This window comes from Streptomyces smyrnaeus (genome assembly GCF_017676345.1).
Classification (GTDB): Bacteria; Actinomycetota; Actinomycetes; order Streptomycetales; family Streptomycetaceae; genus Streptomyces; species Streptomyces smyrnaeus.
This window is the reverse complement of the sequence record NZ_JAFFZM010000001.1, coordinates 648,919-666,179: the sequence shown is the minus strand read 5'-3', so window position 1 is coordinate 666,179 and position 17,261 is coordinate 648,919. Positions and strand designations below refer to the sequence as shown.

Annotated in this window: 19 protein-coding genes; 6 read left to right on the top strand and 13 right to left on the bottom strand. The window is 71.2% G+C overall.

Annotated elements, in window-relative coordinates; all coding sequences use genetic code 11:
• Positions 1-87: 87 nt before the first annotated feature.
• The 6 genes from JW613_RS02935 to JW613_RS02910 form a co-directional block, all read right to left on the bottom strand.
• Complete coding sequence (locus tag JW613_RS02935) at positions 88-1,584, bottom strand: SCO6880 family protein (protein ID WP_209209080.1); 1,497 nt, start codon at positions 1,582-1,584, stop codon at positions 88-90.
• 215 nt (positions 1,585-1,799) lie between these two features.
• Positions 1,800-3,152 carry a hypothetical protein gene (locus tag JW613_RS02930; protein ID WP_245224802.1) on the bottom strand — a complete coding sequence of 451 codons (1,353 nt, stop codon included), beginning with the start codon at positions 3,150-3,152 and terminating at the stop codon, positions 1,800-1,802.
• On the bottom strand, positions 3,152-4,024 hold the full coding sequence (locus JW613_RS02925) for a DUF8175 domain-containg protein (protein ID WP_209209078.1): 873 nt from the start codon (positions 4,022-4,024) through the stop codon (positions 3,152-3,154). The genes JW613_RS02930 and JW613_RS02925 overlap by 1 nt, the downstream gene beginning before the upstream one ends.
• Before the next feature lie 43 nt (positions 4,025-4,067).
• Positions 4,068-4,340: a hypothetical protein gene (locus JW613_RS02920; protein ID WP_209209077.1), complete on the bottom strand. Its 273-nt coding sequence runs from the start codon at positions 4,338-4,340 to the stop codon at positions 4,068-4,070.
• A 76-nt stretch (positions 4,341-4,416) separates the two neighbouring features.
• Complete coding sequence (locus tag JW613_RS02915; protein WP_245224800.1) at positions 4,417-4,692, bottom strand: hypothetical protein; 276 nt, start codon at positions 4,690-4,692, stop codon at positions 4,417-4,419.
• Between the two features lie 5 nt (positions 4,693-4,697).
• Positions 4,698-5,231, bottom strand: a complete 534-nt coding sequence (locus tag JW613_RS02910) for a DUF6668 family protein (protein WP_209209075.1) — start codon at positions 5,229-5,231, stop codon at positions 4,698-4,700.
• A 650-nt stretch (positions 5,232-5,881) separates the two neighbouring features.
• On the opposite strand from JW613_RS02910, the gene JW613_RS02905 reads away from it, so the two are divergent.
• The 3 genes from JW613_RS02905 (at position 5,882) to JW613_RS02895 (ending at position 8,614) form a co-directional block, all read left to right on the top strand.
• Positions 5,882-6,661 (top strand): transglycosylase SLT domain-containing protein, encoded by a 780-nt coding sequence (locus tag JW613_RS02905; RefSeq protein WP_209209074.1) that lies wholly within the window; start codon positions 5,882-5,884, stop codon positions 6,659-6,661.
• 54 nt (positions 6,662-6,715) lie between these two features.
• Positions 6,716-7,699, top strand: a complete 984-nt coding sequence (locus JW613_RS02900; protein ID WP_209209073.1) for a hypothetical protein — start codon at positions 6,716-6,718, stop codon at positions 7,697-7,699.
• A gap of 345 nt (positions 7,700-8,044) precedes the next feature.
• Positions 8,045-8,614 carry a sigma-70 family RNA polymerase sigma factor gene (locus JW613_RS02895; protein WP_209209072.1) on the top strand — a complete coding sequence of 190 codons (570 nt, stop codon included), beginning with the start codon at positions 8,045-8,047 and terminating at the stop codon, positions 8,612-8,614.
• Positions 8,615-8,811: 197 nt separating this feature from the next.
• Here the strand turns inward: JW613_RS02895 and JW613_RS02890 are convergent, their stop codons facing one another.
• Positions 8,812-9,393 carry a DUF4232 domain-containing protein gene (locus tag JW613_RS02890; protein ID WP_209209071.1) on the bottom strand — a complete coding sequence of 194 codons (582 nt, stop codon included), beginning with the start codon at positions 9,391-9,393 and terminating at the stop codon, positions 8,812-8,814.
• A gap of 199 nt (positions 9,394-9,592) precedes the next feature.
• On the opposite strand from JW613_RS02890, the gene JW613_RS02885 reads away from it, so the two are divergent.
• The gene (locus JW613_RS02885; RefSeq protein WP_209209070.1) at positions 9,593-10,120 is read left to right on the top strand and encodes an FBP domain-containing protein; all 528 of its coding nucleotides are present in this window, start codon (positions 9,593-9,595) and stop codon (positions 10,118-10,120) included.
• An 83-nt stretch (positions 10,121-10,203) separates the two neighbouring features.
• Here JW613_RS02885 and JW613_RS02880 read toward each other — a convergent pair whose 3' ends face one another.
• The 5 genes from JW613_RS02880 to JW613_RS02860 form a co-directional block, all read right to left on the bottom strand.
• Positions 10,204-11,307 (bottom strand): CU044_5270 family protein, encoded by a 1,104-nt coding sequence (locus tag JW613_RS02880; protein WP_209209069.1) that lies wholly within the window; start codon positions 11,305-11,307, stop codon positions 10,204-10,206.
• Positions 11,304-11,930, bottom strand: coding sequence for an RNA polymerase sigma factor (locus JW613_RS02875; protein ID WP_209209229.1), 627 nt, complete (start codon positions 11,928-11,930; stop codon positions 11,304-11,306). The genes JW613_RS02880 and JW613_RS02875 overlap by 4 nt, the downstream gene beginning before the upstream one ends.
• 127 nt (positions 11,931-12,057) lie before the next feature.
• The gene (locus JW613_RS02870; protein ID WP_209209068.1) at positions 12,058-12,285 is read right to left on the bottom strand and encodes a non-oxidative hydroxyarylic acid decarboxylases subunit D; all 228 of its coding nucleotides are present in this window, start codon (positions 12,283-12,285) and stop codon (positions 12,058-12,060) included.
• A gap of 43 nt (positions 12,286-12,328) precedes the next feature.
• Entirely contained in the window at positions 12,329-13,753 is a 1,425-nt protein-coding gene (locus JW613_RS02865; RefSeq protein WP_209209067.1) for a non-oxidative hydroxyarylic acid decarboxylases subunit C, read from the bottom strand.
• Between the two features lie 28 nt (positions 13,754-13,781).
• A complete protein-coding gene (locus JW613_RS02860) occupies positions 13,782-14,390 on the bottom strand; it encodes a non-oxidative hydroxyarylic acid decarboxylases subunit B (protein ID WP_209209228.1) in 609 nt (202 codons plus the stop codon).
• Between the two features lie 171 nt (positions 14,391-14,561).
• Between JW613_RS02860 and JW613_RS02855 the strand changes: the two genes are divergently transcribed.
• Positions 14,562-15,425, top strand: a complete 864-nt coding sequence (locus JW613_RS02855; protein ID WP_307865762.1) for a helix-turn-helix domain-containing protein — start codon at positions 14,562-14,564, stop codon at positions 15,423-15,425.
• 539 nt (positions 15,426-15,964) lie between these two features.
• Complete coding sequence (locus JW613_RS02850; protein WP_209209066.1) at positions 15,965-16,738, top strand: hypothetical protein; 774 nt, start codon at positions 15,965-15,967, stop codon at positions 16,736-16,738.
• Between the two features lie 294 nt (positions 16,739-17,032).
• On the opposite strand, the gene JW613_RS02845 is transcribed toward JW613_RS02850, so the two are convergent.
• Entirely contained in the window at positions 17,033-17,200 is a 168-nt protein-coding gene (locus JW613_RS02845; RefSeq protein WP_180289804.1) for a hypothetical protein, read from the bottom strand.
• Positions 17,201-17,261: the final 61 nt, after the last annotated feature.

Below are 17,261 nucleotides of genomic sequence, written 5' to 3'. Positions count from 1 at the left end.
AGCCGCGGGAGGGCGCCATCGGCTCCCTGCGCGGTGCCTTCTTCCTTCTCTGCTGCTGCTTGGCGTCGCTCTTGCCGTCGCGCGGGCTCACAGCGCCTCCCGCAGGTCGCGCGGAATCAACGTCAGCTCCCACGGGAGGATTCCGACCGGGAGGGTGCAGCTGAAGGCCGCCGCCTGCATCCGGTCGGCCGGGCGCATCGACAGCCGCGCCGCCCCCTGCAGGTTGCGCATGGTGGCGCTGGCGTCGGCGAGCTCTTCCACGGAGTCGACGGTGACGGTGAGCATCAGCGAGAACTCCACCAGGCCGGCGCCGGTCGCCTCCTCCTGCGCGGTCTGTTCGGCCGCGCGGACTTCCGTGGCGGCCCGTGCCTGGACCATGCCCCGCCCGGAGGTGGCCATGAACTGGGCGGCGCGCCGGTCGGCCTCCACGATGCGGGCCGAGGTCGCCGGGTCGATGGGCCGGTACAGCAGCGCCACCCGCTTGCGGCGGGTGCCGGGCGAGGCTTCCAGCAGGCCGCGCAGTACGTTGGCCCGCACCGTGCCGCGGGGCGCGAGGGTGAGCATCCAGGTCCGGGAGACGCCGGAGTCGTGCTGGTAGGAGGCGACGTCCTCGACACAGGCCGCGGGGCCCGCGTCGTCCCACTCCAGGCCGGTGCCGCCGTACTGGGTGCGGATGTCGAGGACTTCACCGGCGACCGCGGGGTCGTAGGCGACCCGTACGACCTCGGCGATCCGCTCGGCGGACAGCGGGTAGGCGACGCCGCCCCCGGCTCCGACGAGCCCGGACAGCAGCCCCGGGATGCGGGTGGCCAGGTCGGTGATCAGCTCCTCGTGCTTGGGCTTCTGCCCGGCCGGCAGCCCGTAGGTGAGCGTGATGTAGGTGTGCATCTCGGAGGAGGCCTGCGGATACTGCTCGACCACCTCCTCCATCACGGCGCGCGCGGCGGCCGGGGCGTCGGGGGAGAGGCGCGGCAGCACCTCGTTCGCGAGCCGGGTACCGGAGTCGGGGGCCGTCTCGACGATGACCGAGGCACCGCGCAGCCCTGTTTCGTGCGCCAGCCGCGCCAGCCAACCGCCCCATGAGGCGACCCAGTTGTCCACCTGGTCGGGGTCGACCAGAGAACCGCCGTCGGGTTCGCAGCACAGCACGATGGTGTACAGGTTCCGGCTGCGGTGGAACAGCACGCCGAAGTCCCGGTCGTAGGCGTCCCTGCCCTCGCGCATCTGCATCCGTCCCAGCAGGCCCGGGGGCTGGAACCGCCCTGCCTGCCGTCGGGACAGCGGACCGGAGACGTAGGTGGTCGACCCCTTGGACTTGCGGCGCATCCAGCCGATGCGTACGGCGATCAGCTGGTACATGTTGCGCCCGTCCTGGGTGCGCATCATCAGCGGCGCGATGAGAATCGCCGTCGGGACGAGGATGACCATGGCGGCGGCCAGTGAGAACAGCGAGGCCAGCAGCGTGACGACGAGTCCGCCGAAGACGCCCGCGGTACCGATCATGCCGAAGGGCCCGAGACCTGGCCGCCTCGGTCGGCGCCAGTTCCCGTACGTGGGACTCGACGATGCGGCATGGGTTGACATGGGTATGGCTTCCTTCCGTGTCCCGGGAGGGGGAGGGGGTGAAGTCCTGGTGCTGGGAGGGGCTTTCGGTGGGGTGCGCGGTGAGGGGCGAGCGAGGCGCACACGAGGTGCACACGAGGTGCAGGCGAGGCGCACGGTCGGGCGGGCGCCGACGAGGCCGGGGTGTGGCGGTGTCCGGGGCCGGGCGGAGTGCCCACCCGGCCCCGGACAGCCGCTCACTGGTTGCGGTCGTGGTTTCCGCTCGGCCCGTGGTGGCCGAGGTCTCCGTCCGCTTCGTCCACCGCGCTGCTGACGAGATTCCCGGCGCCCTTGGCGACGTCCTTGGCGGCGGACGCCGCGGCCGCGGCGACACCGACCGGTCCGGCGGCGGCGCCGGCACCGCGTGCGGCGCCGCTGGGGCCTCCTCCGCCCCGGCCGCCCCCGCCGCCGCCCGAGCCGCCGCCGGACGGGCCACTGCCGCCGCCCGAGCCGCCGCCCGAGCCGCCACCTGACGGGCCTCCTCCGCCTCTGCCGCCGCCTCCGGAGCCGCCGCCCGACCGGCTGCCGGTGGCCGCTGCGGCCAGGCCACCGGGCCCGGACTGGCCGCTGCCGCCCGAGGGCCCGGTGGCTCCGGAGGCCCCGGACTTGCCGCCGGAACCCGATTTGCCGCCCCCGCCCGACGCCGCCGCGCCCGCGACCGACTTGGCGCCGGAGGCGATCCCGCCGGCGGCGCCGGTCACGGCGCCGGAGTAGGCACCGCTGCCGCCGAGCGCCGCGGTGGCGGGCACCACCAGTTTCAGCAGCGCGGGCAGCGAGATGGCCGAAAGGAGCATCACGCAGATGCCCGCGATCTTGACGTGGATGTTCGCGGTCTCCGCCCCTTCGTACTCGCCCGTGGTCAGGGCCGTGCCCGCGTAGATGACGAGACCCGCGGTGGGTTTGTAGAGCACCCAGGCGACCATCCAGCCGATGTGCTTGCGCCACCAGCCGCCGCCCCAGTCGCTCATGGACGCCGCGGCGGCCAGCGGGAGCGTGCCGAACAGCACGATCATCACGCCGAGCCGGACATACAGCAGGATCCCGTGGATGACGGCGGCGATCAGCAGCAGGAACGCGAGGATCAGATAGAGGAACGACGGTACGTCGTCCGAGGAACCGCATCCCATGTTGTTGATCTGCGCGTTCACGGCGCCTTTGAACAGGTAGTCGGCGTAGCTGTCACCGACTCCCGCGGCGGCGGCCATGATGGTCGTCCCCCCGCCGGCCACCACGATCAACCGCACCATGCCCCGCAGCGCGGTCTGCCCGGCGTCGACCCGGCGTTCCGAGGCCATCCGGATGCAGGCGAAGAGCAGCGAGCCGATGGCGAGGTAGACGACGATGTACTTCACCTGGTTGTGCACCGGACTGGACGCCGTGGTGGAAAAGGTGGGGATCGCCTCGGTCACCGCGGTGAACGCGGACAGCGCCCCGGTCATGATGGCGTTCGCGATGCCCTTGATGATGGTGCCGATGGGATCGCCCAGGAAGTCGAAGAACCCCTTCGCGATGTCCAGGATCGGATTTCCCGTGCTCCCGCACGCCGCCATCAGGCAGCCCCCCACTTGACGTATCCGCCGTTGCTCATCGCGGAGGTCGCGGAGGAGAAGAGGGAGCCGTTCGGCCGCGGCTTGACCTTCCAGTCGCCGCCGTCCCACCGCATCGAGACCGTCGTCGCGCTCAGACTTCCGCTCGCGCTCTTGATCAGGAGCCGCACCTCGGCGGCCTTCTTCGAGTACGAGGGCACCGAGAACCCGGAGTACACGCCCGGCTCCTGGTTCTCCACCTCCGTCTGGGAGACCGTGGCGCGCTGGGAGATGAACTGCTTCTTGCCGTCTCCGGCGACCAGTTGCTGCTCTGCGACGGTGCGCCAGTCGGCGCTGCTCATGTGCGAGAGGATGCCGTGCGCCGCCATGACGGCGCCCATGGGCGTGTGGGCGTAGCACCACCACACCGGCCCGTTGAACCGTGTCGGTCCGGCCGACGGCGAGGTGGGCACGCTGGTGCGGTCCAGCCTCTTCCAGGCGACGTCCTTGGGCGGGGAGGTCGGCCGGGTCGGATCCGCCCCGCTCTCCGCCCGCTGCGGCTGGTCGCCCCCCTCCTCGGTCCGCTCTGCGGTGCCCTCTTCGGTGGTCCCGGTGTCCTTCTTCGTGCTCGCGGTGTCCTCGTCCTCGGTGTGGCAGCCCTTGGGCCGCTCGTCCGCCGCCCGCCCGTCCTGCTGCGAACGGTGCGAGGTGAGCGGCCCCTTCATGGCCTTCCGGGGTGCGTCGGCGCCGTCGGCCCGGGCTCCGCCGGAATTCGTGACATAGGACACGACCGCGATGACCAGCGCTGTCGCCAGGAAAACGGCTGAGAACACCCATCCGCGCTGTTTCCAGAAAGGCGAGTCAATCGCCTCGTCGTCCTGCTTGCGTGAGAACATTGCTACTCATTCCCGCCTCGGTGCCCCGGAGTTGCCGGATTCCTCAGAAGATCCAGTTCGCGAAGGGCCCCGCGGAGGCCACGAGGCAGCAGCCGCCCAGGACCATGCCGAGCCGGCTCATGTGTTCGGAGCTCTCGCCGCGCTTCAGGGAAATGCCCATCATCGCGCCGGTGATCACGATTCCCAGCACGCCTGCCGCGGTACCGGCCCACGCGGCCAGGCCGAGCATCTTGTCGATCTTCGGCCCGAGGCCGTCCGGAGCCTGGCGCTTGGGCTGCGGTACCGCCAGGTAGAGGCTGAGCAAGGTGGCCTTCATCGGGGTCTCCTGTGAGGTGGTGTCAACTGGTACGAGGACATGGCGCAATTGCTGAGCCGAGGAATCCGGCTGTTTTTCAGGGAGTGAGAGGGCCGAACCACTGCACGAGCGGTGCGGCCGTTGTGGCGATGACCGAGGCGACCAGCACGACGAAGAACCCTCGGAAATACGTGGCGCCTTCGCCCATTTCTCCGCGCCGCAGCTGAAGGGACATCTGGGTGCCGACGATGATGAGTCCGAGCACGCCTGCCCCCGACGCCGCCCAGGCCAGCCAGCTGAGGATCTGAGTCGCATCGCCCCCCGGTTTGTACGGGGCGAGTTCTTCGGCCAGCAGTTGGGGCATCTGGCTCATGGCGGTCACCGTTTCTTCTCCCGCTTCTTGGAAGGGGCGAGCTGGGTCCCGGCCAGCTCGGCCAGCGTGCGGATGGTTCTCGGTACGGGCCCGGTCCGCTTCTCCCCCCGCCACGCCGGAACCCAGGGCACCCGGTGGACGTCCGCGACCGAGCGCAGTACGCGGACGCGCTGCGCGAGGTGGAAGGGCAGCCGCCCGGGCGCGTCGGCGACGAGGACCACGGCGAGCAGGTCGACCCCCGCCGGGTGTTCTCCCGAGTGCAGGGCTTCCAGCGCCCGGGATGCCGCGCGCAGTCCTGAGCCGTGGGTCCGCGCCACCAGCAGCACCCGGCCGGGCTCGCCTTGGGAGGGATCGGGCCATCGGCGTCCCAGGTCGTGTCCGCCCACCATTTCGGCGAGCGTGCTGGTCCCGGCGCCGCCATGGGCACCGACCCAGCTCACGGGACCGCCGCCGGGGACGACGGGCTCCCCGGGCGCCGGAGGGCGCGGCGACCGGCTCGCGGGTGCGACGGTGGCCGGGCCCGCCGGATCGACGGCCATGGCGCCGTGTTCGAGCGGGGCCGGTGACGGTGCGGTCGGCGCGGCCGGCGCGCTGCGTACCGTGCCCGGACCCGGCGACGGCGTATTCGGTGCAGCCGGAGCCGGAGCCGGAGCCGGAGCCGGAGCCGGAGCCGGAGCCGGAGCCGGAGCCGGAGCCGGAGTCCGTACGGCACGGTCCTGGAAGCCTGTGGCCGGTCCGGCCGGACCGGCGACTGCGGCCGGGTCCGGCGCTGCGGTCGCCGCGACCGCCGGGGCTACCGGAGCCGCCGGGGCTGCCGGGTCCGTGGGCGCTCCTTCCTGACCGACCGGATCCCGCGTCTCAGCGGCCGGTTGAGGTGCCGTCGGTCCGCGTACCCACATGTGCGGGCCGGCGGGTGCCTGGCCGGCTGACGCCGGTGGGGGGACGCTCATCGCGTGTCCAGCCTCCTCTCCTACGACTCCTGGATTCCTGTGCTGCCGCTGTCCTGCGTCCGGACCGAGGCCGGGCGGGAAGACGAATTGAACCGATTCGTCCCCGAGCCCGTTCCGATCTGCAAGCGCGGTGCCCTCCGTCGGAGAGCCACAACGGGACTTCAGCGGAAGTGGTTCACCGTTCTTGGGCAATGCGGCGACGTTCGGTGAAGGGGGAGGGGGAGACGGGTGGTGGGCCCATGAGCGAGAACGAGGGGATGTCCAGCAAGGCGACGATGATCGGCGTGGCCGGCGCGGGGTGCGGGTGCATGACGCTGCCGGCCGCGGCAGCCGGCCTGATCGTCCTGCTGATCGTCTTCGGCGGGCTCGGCGTCCTCTTCGCGCCCATCATCGCCCTCATCCTGTTCTTCGGCGGCGGAGGAGGGGGCGACGACGTCTCGCCCTCGGACATCGACACCGACGCGGTGTCCGAGTCGGTCCAGGGCGATGGGAAGGGCGAGCTGAACCCGAAGACGGTGCCCTCACATCTGGCGGACACCATCGAGGACGCCGGAGGCATCTGCGACGCCATCGGACCTGTCGTCATCGCGGCGCAGATCGAGCACGAGTCCTCGTTCAACGAGGACATGCTCGGCCCCAACGGGGAGAAGGGCATCTCGCAGCTGCCGCCGGACAAGTTCGAGGAGTTCGGCGAGGACGAGGACGACAACGACGAGACCTCGGCGACCGATCCCAAGGACTCGATCATGGCTCAGGGCCGCTACATGTGTTCGTTGGCCGAGAAGGTCAAGCCGCTCGTCGACAGTGGTCAGGCCCCGGAGGGGCAGAGCGTTCTCGACCTCGCCCTCGCCGCCTACGACGTGGGGCTGAAGGACGTGCAGGACGCCAAGGGCCTTCCCGAGTCCGGCGCGGCGCAGAGCTATGTGATCACCGTTCGGTCGCTCTTCCCGCGGTTCGAGGGGATCGGCGGCGCCGTGTCACCGTCCGAGTTCCCGACCCCGCCCGCGTCCGAGTCCTGACCCCGGACCACGACACGGCCCGACCCCGACGAGAGTGGAGAGGGAGAGCGCCACATGCTCCACATGGAACCCGCAGAAGTGACGGAGGAACAGGCGGTATCGGCAGGCGGCGGGACGCCGCAGCCTGCTCCGCCGCCGCCTTCCCGGTTCGAGGTGCTCATCGCCCGCGACGGCTCCGTGGCCCTCAACGGCGAGCGCATGCCGACGGCGGACGGGGAGGAGGTCCACGTCGCGGTGCTCGACGTGCTGCATCGCGCCGCACAGGAGCGGGACGAGCCCGTCGAGGCGACGGTCCTCGATCTGCGGGAGAACGGCAGCGCGACCTTCATCCAGGTCGCTCCGGACGGTTCCAGCCGGTTGCTCGTCCCCGCGGGCGATGACGTACCACCGGCAGACGACGGGCGACCTGCCGGTACCGACCCGCACCCCGGAGGCGGCACCGGCCCCGAGCCCGAGCCCGATTTCGACTCCGAGCCCGGCCCAGGCCCCGAGCTCGGCGATGAGCCCGGCCCCGAGCCCGGCCCAGGACCCGCCCCCGAGCCCGAGGGACCGCAGTCCGCGTCCGAGGAGCCGCAGTCCGCCCCGGTCCCCGGCGAACTGGCGGAAGCCGTGGCGCACATCAACCGGGCGGCGGGCGGGGGCGAGCCGCAGCGCGCCATGGTGCTGGCTTTCCGGCTGCGCGAACACGCCGTGCGCAGCTACGGCGAGGAGCACCCCTACACCCTGGAGGCGCGCGACCTGGAGGCGTTCGTCGCACGCCTGGGCGGCAACTACGCGAAGGCCGCGGGGATCTACCTCGAACTCGCGCGGGTCTGCCATCGGCAGGGCAGCTCCCGTGCATACGGCTATCTCAAGCGTGCCGCCGGCAACTGGCAGATGCTCACGGATCCGCAGGCGGTGCTCACTCATGGCCGGGGGCTCCTCGCCACGTGGGCCGCGCTCGCCTCGGAGGCCGGCCCCGCGGCCGACGACACGGTGCTGCCGCGTCATGTCCGGCAGCGACTTCGTGCCGTTGCCGAGGCCGATATACGCCACTGACCTGCGGCATCAACATCGGATTGACGCCGGAGAGATGACGGTGCGGAAAGGAGTACATCGACAGTCGTTGTGACGTGGGTCACAGCAAGTTGCCCGGCTCGGGCGTGAACTTCCCCCGCTGAGTGCGCATCTAAGTCCTCGTAAAGCGCACTAGAAACTGGTTTACAGGGATACGACCGATTCAAGCCCTTCGTGCGGCCCGATGTCGTGCCGCCTCGAGGTAATCGGTCATCAACGTCGCGTGGATCTCCCCTCAGAAAACTCTCTGCCTCGTGAGGGGGCCGCTGTGCGAGTCCCGAGGCCAGGCCGCCGTGGTCGGCGGCGCGAATCGAGGGGGATACAACCGTGAGCTGGACCGTCTTGGGGTCAGTCGGAGCGGCCAGCGCCCAGGAACGGGCGACCCGTTCGCTGTACGAACAGCACGCACGGCCCTTACAGGGATATGTACTCCAACTGCTCGGTGGTGATCTGCAAAGAGCTGAGGACGTGGTGCAGGAAACGTTGCTGCGCTGCTGGCGGAATCAGCAATTGGTCAGTGGGGAGCAGGACTTGCGACCATGGCTGTTCAAGGTGGCGCGCAACCTCGTCATCGACGACTACCGGCTGCGCAGGGCACGCCCCAAGGAAGTCGACGGCACCGCCTGGCTGGAGGATGTGCTGGCCGACAACGACGATGTCGACCGGGTGCTCTCCTCCCTGGTGCTGGGAAAGGCGTTCCAAGCGCTCTCGCCCGCACATCGGGAGGTGCTGTACGAGACGTACTACACCGGCAGGTCGACACGTGAGGTCTCGCTCCTCCTCGGTATTCCGCCGGGCACCGTGAAGTCCCGGCTGTACCACGCGGTGCGCAAGCTGCGGCTGGTCTTGGGGGTGACCGAGGCCGTCGAGGAGAAGCCGGTGGTCGCGGCGAAGTAGCCGACCCGCAGCCCGACCTGGGCGCTCAGTACGGCACCGGACGCCGGAACCGGTGCCGTACGGCCCGGCCCTCGGAAGGAGGGTGAAGGGAGGCGTCGACGCCCCCCGACGCCGGTGCCTCTGACGCCGGTGCCCCCGTCGGCGAGCAGCCGACGGGGGCACCGGGTGCGCGAGGCCGTCTTGCTGACGGACCGCGGTCAGCCGAGGGGGACATTCGGCGCGAGGGCGGTGACCTCCAGGCGCCCGTGGTCCACCCAGGTGGGCAGCTTGAGCGTCTTGTGGGTGGTGTTGGCGGGCGGAGTGACCTGGAGGTAGCCGGCGTGCCGGGCTTCGGAGGTGCCGGCGTTGGCGTGCGTCCAGGAGATGACGGCCTCGGCGCTCCGGCCGTTCTTGAGCGACAGCGTCTTCTTGCCGGGGTCCTGCGCGTAGTAGGTGTCGCCCCAGTGCACGGAGGAGCCCAGCGTCCGGTGGCCGGAGTCCTCCAGGCCCAGTCCCGGGTAGCCGCGCAGATTGCAGGTGTGGCCGCTGGTGTTCTTCAGCTTGAGCACGACGCCCTCGTGGTTCATTCCGCCGCCGAGCTTCTCCCCGAACGAGGCGGTGAGGTCCGAGGTCTTGCAGGTGGGCGCCGCGGTGGCAGCCGCCTGGCTGCCGAGCGCCTGTGCCGCCCCGGCAGCAGCGAGCCCGAGCCCCGCTGCTGCGGCGACGGCCAGACCCGCGGCGCCGGCACGCTTGACCATGCGCCCCCGTGCGGCGGCGGTGTTGCGGTGCTGCTCAGTCATATCGGGTCTTCCCCTCCCAATAGGGCGCTTGTTCGCTTTACGGGAGATTGGATGCGCCTGTCGAGTGAAAAGTTCACCGCGGGCCTCACTCCATACTGTGACGCCCGTCACTTTTGCCTTCGCCGGGCCCGGATCCGCGGCGGCGACCTGCGGAAATCCGGATGACAGCACGGACGGTTGCTTCCTAGCGTCGCCGATCATGGAACCGCTCACCGATCGGATGATCCGCACCTGTTTCGTCAACTGCTCCAAGGGAGAAGCCCGGAGGATGGCCGTCCCCCGGGATCTGGACGAGCGCCCATGGGACGATCTGGACTTCTTCGGCTGGCGCGATCCGGGCGCCCGCGACCGGGGCCACCTCGTCACCGAGTACGGGGGCCGCCTCGTCGGTGTCACGCTCCGCGCCTCCCAGGGGGTGCAGCGCAGCTTCACCAAGACGACGGTCTGTTCCGTATGCCTGACGTCCCATCCCGGCACCGGAGTCGCGCTGCTGGCCGCGCCCCGGGTCGGTCCGGCGGGACGGCAGGGCAACACGGTGGGGACCTATCTGTGCGCGGATCTCGACTGCTCCCTCTACATACGGGGGAAGAAGCACAGCGGCGGCGACCGGCGTTCCCCGGAGACGCTGCCGGTCGAGCAGAAGATCGAACGTCTGCGCAGCAATCTGGAGCAGTTCCTCGTGAAGCTCGGGGTGCCGACGGCACCGGCTCCCGGTCGACCCGGCTGACCCGGCTGACCCGGCGCCGGGCCCCGGCACACCAGCGGGTTCACGCGGAGTGCGGCCGGAGCCCGACGGCGGGCGTGATCCGGTCAGCTCCGGTGCGCGGTACCCGCACGCTCGCCCGTGCCACCGGGGCGGCGTCCGGCCTTGTCGACCACGGCGTGTTCCAGTTCCGCCTTGCTGGACAGCAACGTTCCTGCCTTTCCGTAGCCGGTGTCCTCGGTCAGATAGCTACGGGAGCCGAGGAAGGAGAAGTCCTTCTTGTCGAAGACCCATTCGGTGCGGATGCCGTGCCGCTTGTCGTCGCGCGCGATGCCCAGCCCCTGCCGGCCGACGGCGTCGTGGGCCCGGGGAGCCCGCTCGACCCCGGGGATCTTGGCTGCGGCCCGGTAGAGGGCGGCGCCGGTGTCGGGCGGCATCACACCGCCGAGCAGCTGCCCGATCTGCTCGAAGACGGCCTGATCGCGCTCTCGTTCGTCCAGCGTGCCGCCCTCGGGCCGGGGCGTCTCGGCGTACAGCTTGTCCAGCAGCTTGTCGGGGTCGGTGGGCAGGGAGCTGAGCCAGCGGTAGGTGGGCCGGTTGATGCCGGCCGGTGTGCCCTCGGTGTCGCCGAGCTCCGCGTTGATGGGCAGGGTCTCCCCGTCGACCCGGACGAGGCCGAGCTTGTGCAGCGGCCCGGGATGCTGCGCGGTCCAGCTCTCCCGGGTCCTCAACGGGCCGATCTTCGCCTTTCCACCGGTCAGCTCCGCGTCACGGGCCTTCTCCCTGGTGTAGAGGAACTGGTCGTCCCGCACGGTGGGGGCGCGCCGCTGCTGTGCGGCGTCCGAGATGCGGTGCAGGAGAGCCGCGGCGGGTTGCATATCGGTGGCCGCGCCGTGCCGTGCGGTGTCGGCGGGCCGGCCGTCGTCGCCGCTCAGGGCGATTCCCGCGGTGAGGGCGCAGGCCAGGGCCAGCGCGGTGGCCGGTGCCAGAACGGCGGGCCGCAGCCACCGCCGGGCCGGTCGGGCGTCCCGGGTGCGGGAGTCGGCGGCGTTCTGGTCGCGGTCGATCCGGTGCATCAGCAGTTCCTTGTGACGAAGGTGCTGCTCGTACGGAAGGTCCTGGTCGGCCGGGGGCGGCAGCAGCCGGGCGAGCTCTTCGCGGTCGTGCCGCTCGTGGGACCCGGGGGAAGCCGGGGTGCGCCTGCCGATCATGTGAGCTCCTCCCGTACGGGCAGGGCCGCCAGTGCGGCCGCACTTGTCATCTCTCCGCGGGCGGCGTGCGGTTCCGAGGTCTCCTGTGCGGCGTCCTGAGCCTCGGCCGCGAGCCGTGCGAGCTTCTTGCGTGCCCGCGACAGCCGGGAGCGTACGGTGCCGACGGGAATGTCCAATGCTTCAGCGGTCTGCTGGTAGTCCAGCCCCGACCACACGCACAAGGCGAGCACTTCCCGTTCCTGACGCCGCAGTCGGCCCAGCGCCGCCTGGACGGCGCGCAGCCGCCGCGCGTCGTCGATGCGCGCTGCCGTCCGGGGCGCGAAGTCCTCCTCGGCGCGCGGCCGGGGCTGGCGCGCCAGGAAGAGCTGCCGTCTGCGCCGTGCCCGTCGGGCGTTGTCCGCCTTGTGGGTGGCGATGCCCAGCAGCCACGGCAGCAGCGAGCCGCCGTCCTCCCGCACACGGGCGCGTGTGCGCCATGCGGTCAGAAACGTCTCCGACATGATCTCTTCGGCCGACGACCAGTCGCCGGTCAGGCGCAGCGCATGGTTGTAGACGGCGCGGGCGAACTCCTCGTACAGCTGGGCGAACGCCGCACGGTTCCCCTCGCGTACGCGGTGGCGCACCTCGTTATCTGAATCCCTCACACCCGTACCTCTCCGCGCGGCGGGAGGAGTTCCTGTGGCCCGTGTCACGCGGTGGGCGTCCGGGGAAGGGACCTCCAGCCGGCGGGCGCGTCCTTCGGTGAGGATGTCAGTGCGTGAGCAGGGGCGGGATCGCGGGGGTCTCGTGCGCGGTGTCGATGTCGGACTGCGTCAGACGGAACTCGGGCGGGTACGCCGCGCGCCGGGTGCGGCGCTCGGGCTCGGTGGTGCGCCACATGTACAGGCAGCGGTGGCACTGCAGGACGTCCCAGACGCCGGGGACGGGTGATGCGGTGACGGTCTCGATCGTGTCGTGTGCGCAGCGGGGGCAGATCACGGACGGCTCCTGGAAGGGCTGGGGGAGTGCGGGGACGGTCGGTTCAGCGCGCGGCCAGCAGGGACTTCAGCCGGCCGACCCACTCCTCGGTCTCGGGGAGGTCCTTGGCCGGGGTGCTGAAGTTGCCGCGGTTGTCGGGGGCGACCGGCGTGGTGGCGTCGGTGAGCATCTTGCTGGTGATGCCGGCCGGGGACGCCGCGGGCGCCAGCTCGACCACCGACAGGTTGGGGATGACGACCACATCGTCGGCCGGATTGACCTTCGCCGACATCGCCCACATCACCTGCGGCAGATCGAAGGGGTCCACGTCCTCGTCGACGACGATCACCTGGCTGACGTAGCCCAGCCCGTGCGGCGTCGTCAGCGCCCGCAGACCGACGGCCTTGGCGAAGCCGCCGTACCGCTTGGCGGTCGAGATGATCACTGCCAGGCCGTGGGTGTACATCGCGTTGACGGCCCGTACCTCGGGGAACTCGGCACGCAGCTGCTTCAGCAACGGAACACAGGTGTTGGGGCCGACCAGGTAGTCCACCTCGGTCCAGGGCATGCCCAGATACAGCGACTCGAAGACCGGATCGTCGCGGTAGGAGATCCGCTCCACGCGGATCACCGGCATCCGGCGGCCACCGGAGTAGTGCCCGGTGAACTCCCCGAAGGGCCCTTCGAGCTGCCGCTTCCTGCCCTCGATCACGCCCTCGATGACGACTTCGGACCCCCAGGGCACGTCGAAGCCGGTGTGCGGCGCCGTCGCGATGGGCGCGGGCGCGCCGCGCAGGGCACCGGCCATCTCGTACTCGGACCGGTCGTAGGCCATGGGCATGCCCGCGACGATCGACATCACCGGGTCGTTGCCCAGGGTGATCGCGATGGGCAGATCCTCGTCGCGCTCCTCGGCCTTGCGCAGATGCTGCGCCACGTCGTGCATCGGAACCGGCTGGAAGGCCAGGCGGTCGCGGCCGATGACCTGGATACGGTAGGTGCCCACGTTCTGCTTGCCGAAGTTGTCCGGGTCCTCGGGATCGCGCGAGACCACCGCGGCCTTGTCGAGGTAGAAGCCGCCGTCCCCGTCGTTCAGCCGGAAGAGCGGCAGGACGGCGAACAGGTCGACATCGGTGCCCGTCAGGCTGTTGCCGCGCCATGGCGCGTCCTCGCGGCGCTCGGGGGCGACAGGGAACGCGTCCCAGCGCCGGGCGAACTCCTCGACCTGGTCCTTCACGGAAGTGGCCGCGGGCAGTCCGAGGGCCAGTGCGTGGTTGCGCCAGGAGCCGTGCACATTCATGGCGATCCGGGCGTCGGTGAAGCCCCGCACATTGTCGAAGTACAGCGCGGGAGCACCGTCACCGATCCGGCCCGCCGCATTGGCGGCCGCGGCGAGGTCGGGCTCGGGTGACAGCTCCTCGCCGATGTGCAGCAACTGCCCCTGCTTGTCGAGGGTTTCGAGGAAGCTGCGGAGGTCGTCGTACGCCATGTCTGCTCTGCTCTCCTTCTGCGGGGACTCAGGAAGTGGGCCGGGTGGCGGAGCGGGGGGCGGCGGTGCGGGCCGCGCGCATGCCCTCCCAGCGTTTCGCCGCGGGCGCGGGCAGCTCGAACTGGTCGAGGACGCGGGCGACGAGGTGCTCGACGATGTCGTCGACGGACCCGGGGTGGTTGTAGAAGGCGGGCATCGGCGGCACCATCCGCACCCCCTTGCGGGCCAGGTCGAGCATGTTCTCCAGGTGGATCTCGCTCAGCGGCGTCTCGCGCGGTACGAGCACCAGCGGGCGGCGTTCCTTGAGGACCACGTCGGCGGCCCGGCCGAGCAACCCGTCGGCGTAGCCCGCCCGGATTCCGGCCAGGGTCTTCATGGAGCAGGGGGCGACCACCATGCCGTCCGTGCGGAACGATCCGGAGGCGATCGGCGCACCCTGGTCCTCGGGGCTGTAGGCCACGTCGGCGAGCTGGGTGATCTCACGGGCGCTGTGCCCGGTCTCCAGCTCGATCGTGGTGCGCGCCCAGCGGCTGAGCACCAGATGCGTCTCCACCCCGGGCAGCTGCGCCAGCCGTGTCAGCAGCCGTACACCGAGCACGGCACCGGTGGCCCCGGTCATTCCCACGATCAGCCGCAACAGTCGGCTCCTCTCCCGCTTCGTGCCACGTCGGCGCGAGTCCCCCTGTGTCGGCATGGGGAACACCTCGGCGCGGCGTCCGCACCGTCTGTGCGCCTTTCGACGGTAGAAGCGGGGCCAGCGGGGCCGACGGTACGCTGGGGACTGATGATGGGGAAAAACGGACAGCCTGTGGGGACGATCCCGGACGTCGCCTACCGCCCCTATCTCCAGGCGCCCATCGGTATGGACGTGGTCGGCTTCGCCGAGCTGCTGGAGCGCGGCAGGCGGCGCGGCATCACTCTGTCGGCGCCGCAACGTCCGAGCTTCCACCATCTGATCCACGTCGGCTCCGGCGCACTGCGGCACACCGTGGACTTCTCGGACCACACCCTGACCGAGGGGAGCTGGCTGTGGGTGCGTCCCCGCCAGGTCCACCGGTACTTCCCCGACGACCTCGCCGCCGCCCGGGGCACCATCGTCATCTGGCAGCCCGGCTTCCCCACCACCGATCCTGGTCAGGGCCCGCCCCACGACCCGTCCCCGGTGCTGCCCACCGGGCCGCACGCCCGCGCCACCCGGCTGGCGCTGCGCCACCTCACTCACGAGTACGCCGACCTGGCGTCCATCCCCCTCGACGCACACATCGAGACGCTGCGCCTGCTGCTGTCCGCGTTGCTGCTGCGGCTGGCGCACGCGCGCCCCGAAGCGCCGTCACCCGCGAGCGCCGACGGTCCGTTCCGCCGCTTCCACGACGCCGTCGAACGCGACTTGTGCCGTACGCACCGCGTCGGCGACTACGCGGCGGCGCTCGGCTACAGCGTCCGTACCCTCACCCGTGCCACTCGGGCTGCCACCGGCTCCTCGGCCAAGCAGTATCTGGACGCACGGATCCTGCTGGAGGCCAAGCGGCTCCTGGTGCACACCGAGGCGTCGTCGGCCGAGATCGCCGGACGGCTGGGCTTCGCCGACCCGGGGGACTTCACCAAGTTCTTCCGCGTCCGCGACGGCCGGACTCCGCTGGAGTTCCGCACCGTGGCCCGTGGGGTCGGCTGAGGGCTCCGGGGCAGTGCCCCTGACCGTCCGGTGCATCGGCCAGGGGCACCTGGTGCCCAGGAGGCTCCCGGCCTGGCCACGGCCGGGTCGTGCACTCCGCGGAATTTCCGCCTTTCCGTGAGTTCCGCTTCGCTTTTTGTGTTCCTTGGAGGCACTGCGCTGAAGGGCCGCCTGCCGAGACGGCCTTCAGTGGAAATCCATTCAGGGGCCAGGAAGCCAGGAAAGCAAGAGACTTGGCGGTTAACCCCCCGAGTGTGCGGAGCGGAAGCGCCGGGGGCGCATGACCTGGGCAGGGGGCGCATCGCACCAGACACTGTCTCCAAAAACACGTGGCTCCTGCCGCACCCGCGGAATGCGAACAGAGCAGGAATGCGAACAGCGGATAATCGGCCGCCCGGACATTGCGCCGGCATCGAAAAATGGCGGCATCCGGGTCAACCCGGTGGCGCCGCCGAGTGCTTTCCCCCGGGTGCCGCTGAGCCGGACGGGGCCGCGGGTACGGCCCTGGGGGCAGAAACCGGAGCTGTGTGGGAGGACGGTTGGACCTGGACGCTGTCGCCGACGAGTTGTACGGGCTCCCGCCCGGCGAATTCACCGCCACGCGCGACGCCCGGGCACAACAGGCCAGGAAGGCGGGGGACCGGGAGCTGGCCGAGCACATCCGCAAGCTGCGCCGCCCGACCGCGGCAGCCTGGGCGGCCAATCTCCTCGTACGCGAGGAGCCCGAGGAGACCCGGCTGCTGCTGGAACTCGGCGAGGCGATGCGGGGCGCCCACCGGGACCTGGACGGCGGACAGCTTCGCGAGCTGTCCGCCCGGCAGCGCCAGATCACCGCGGCGCTCGCCCGCCAGGCCCGGGAGCTGGCGGAACGAGCGGGAGGACACCTCAGCGACGACGCCCAGCGCGAGGTGACCGAGACCCTGCACGCGGCCCTGGCCGACGAGGAGGCCGGACGTGCCTGGGCGGCCGGCCGCCTGAGCAGACCCCTGGCGGCCCCGGTCGGCTTCACGGAAGAGGCCGTGGCGTCCGCCCCATCCCGCCGCGCCGCCAAACCTCCGGCCAAGGCCGAAACCAAGGCGCGCGAGGAGGCGCGCAAGGCAGAACGGGAACTGAAGGCCCGCGAAGAAGAGCAGCGCGCGGCGCAGGACGAGGCCGAGCGCGCCGAGGAACGACGCCGGCAGGTCGAACGGGAGGTCGCGGAGCTGCGCGAGCGACTGCGGCAGGCGGAGGAGGAACAACGAGCGGCCCGAGACCGCCTTCGCCGAGCCGACCGGGCCCTGGCCCAAGCCCGAAACCGAGCAAACCCCACCTGACCCCCCGAAGGGGCCCCGAGAAACTACGCACCCAGCCACAAACGACCGGCACCCGGCAACGGCGCAAGGCTGCAGCGGCGGTTCGCCGTCAGGGGCGCGGGGAACGGCGCGCCCAGCCACAAACGACCGGCACCCGGCAACGGCGCAAGGCTGCAGCGGCGGGCCGCCGTCAGGGGCGCGAGGAACGGCGCGCCCAGCCACAAACGACCGGTCCCCGGCAACGGCGCGAAGCCGCAACGGCGGCGGCCCGAACCGGCGCGGCGGCCACTCGGGCGGCTGACCGGGCGTCGCCTCTCACCCGGCGTCCTCCTCGCGCTCCCCCTCGGCCTGGGAAGGCGTGGTGCGCGGGCAGTCCGGGTGCTCGGCCTTGCGGCGCTCGTCGGGCAGCATGGAGCGGGTCTCGGCGAAGCCGTTGTCGCGCTCGCCCTCGGCCTGGGACGGCATGGGGGTCTGGTCACTCATCGTCATGCTCCTTTCGCTCACCGCGGCGGGGCGCGGCGACCGCGCGGCCCCTCGGTACGCC

What these genes read in the sequence shown, in the direction of transcription:
- JW613_RS02930 (WP_245224802.1), bottom strand. Translation starts at nt 3,152, where the DNA reads ATGGCGGCGTGCGGGAGCACGGGAAATCCGATCCTGGACATCGCGAAG.
- JW613_RS02925 (WP_209209078.1), bottom strand. Translation starts at nt 4,024, where the DNA reads ATGTTCTCACGCAAGCAGGACGACGAGGCGATTGACTCGCCTTTCTGG.
- JW613_RS02910 (WP_209209075.1), bottom strand. Translation starts at nt 5,231, where the DNA reads ATGGCCGTCGATCCGGCGGGCCCGGCCACCGTCGCACCCGCGAGCCGG.
- JW613_RS02935 (WP_209209080.1), bottom strand. Translation starts at nt 1,584, where the DNA reads ATGTCAACCCATGCCGCATCGTCGAGTCCCACGTACGGGAACTGGCGC.
- JW613_RS02915 (WP_245224800.1), bottom strand. Translation starts at nt 4,692, where the DNA reads ATGAGCCAGATGCCCCAACTGCTGGCCGAAGAACTCGCCCCGTACAAA.
- JW613_RS02885 (WP_209209070.1), top strand. Translation starts at nt 9,593, where the DNA reads ATGGAACCGCTCACCGATCGGATGATCCGCACCTGTTTCGTCAACTGC.
- JW613_RS02905 (WP_209209074.1), top strand. Translation starts at nt 5,882, where the DNA reads ATGAGCGAGAACGAGGGGATGTCCAGCAAGGCGACGATGATCGGCGTG.
- JW613_RS02890 (WP_209209071.1), bottom strand. Translation starts at nt 9,393, where the DNA reads ATGACTGAGCAGCACCGCAACACCGCCGCCGCACGGGGGCGCATGGTC.
- JW613_RS02865 (WP_209209067.1), bottom strand. Translation starts at nt 13,753, where the DNA reads ATGGCGTACGACGACCTCCGCAGCTTCCTCGAAACCCTCGACAAGCAG.
- JW613_RS02920 (WP_209209077.1), bottom strand. Translation starts at nt 4,340, where the DNA reads ATGAAGGCCACCTTGCTCAGCCTCTACCTGGCGGTACCGCAGCCCAAG.
- JW613_RS02880 (WP_209209069.1), bottom strand. Translation starts at nt 11,307, where the DNA reads ATGATCGGCAGGCGCACCCCGGCTTCCCCCGGGTCCCACGAGCGGCAC.
- JW613_RS02845 (WP_180289804.1), bottom strand. Translation starts at nt 17,200, where the DNA reads ATGAGTGACCAGACCCCCATGCCGTCCCAGGCCGAGGGCGAGCGCGAC.
- JW613_RS02900 (WP_209209073.1), top strand. Translation starts at nt 6,716, where the DNA reads ATGCTCCACATGGAACCCGCAGAAGTGACGGAGGAACAGGCGGTATCG.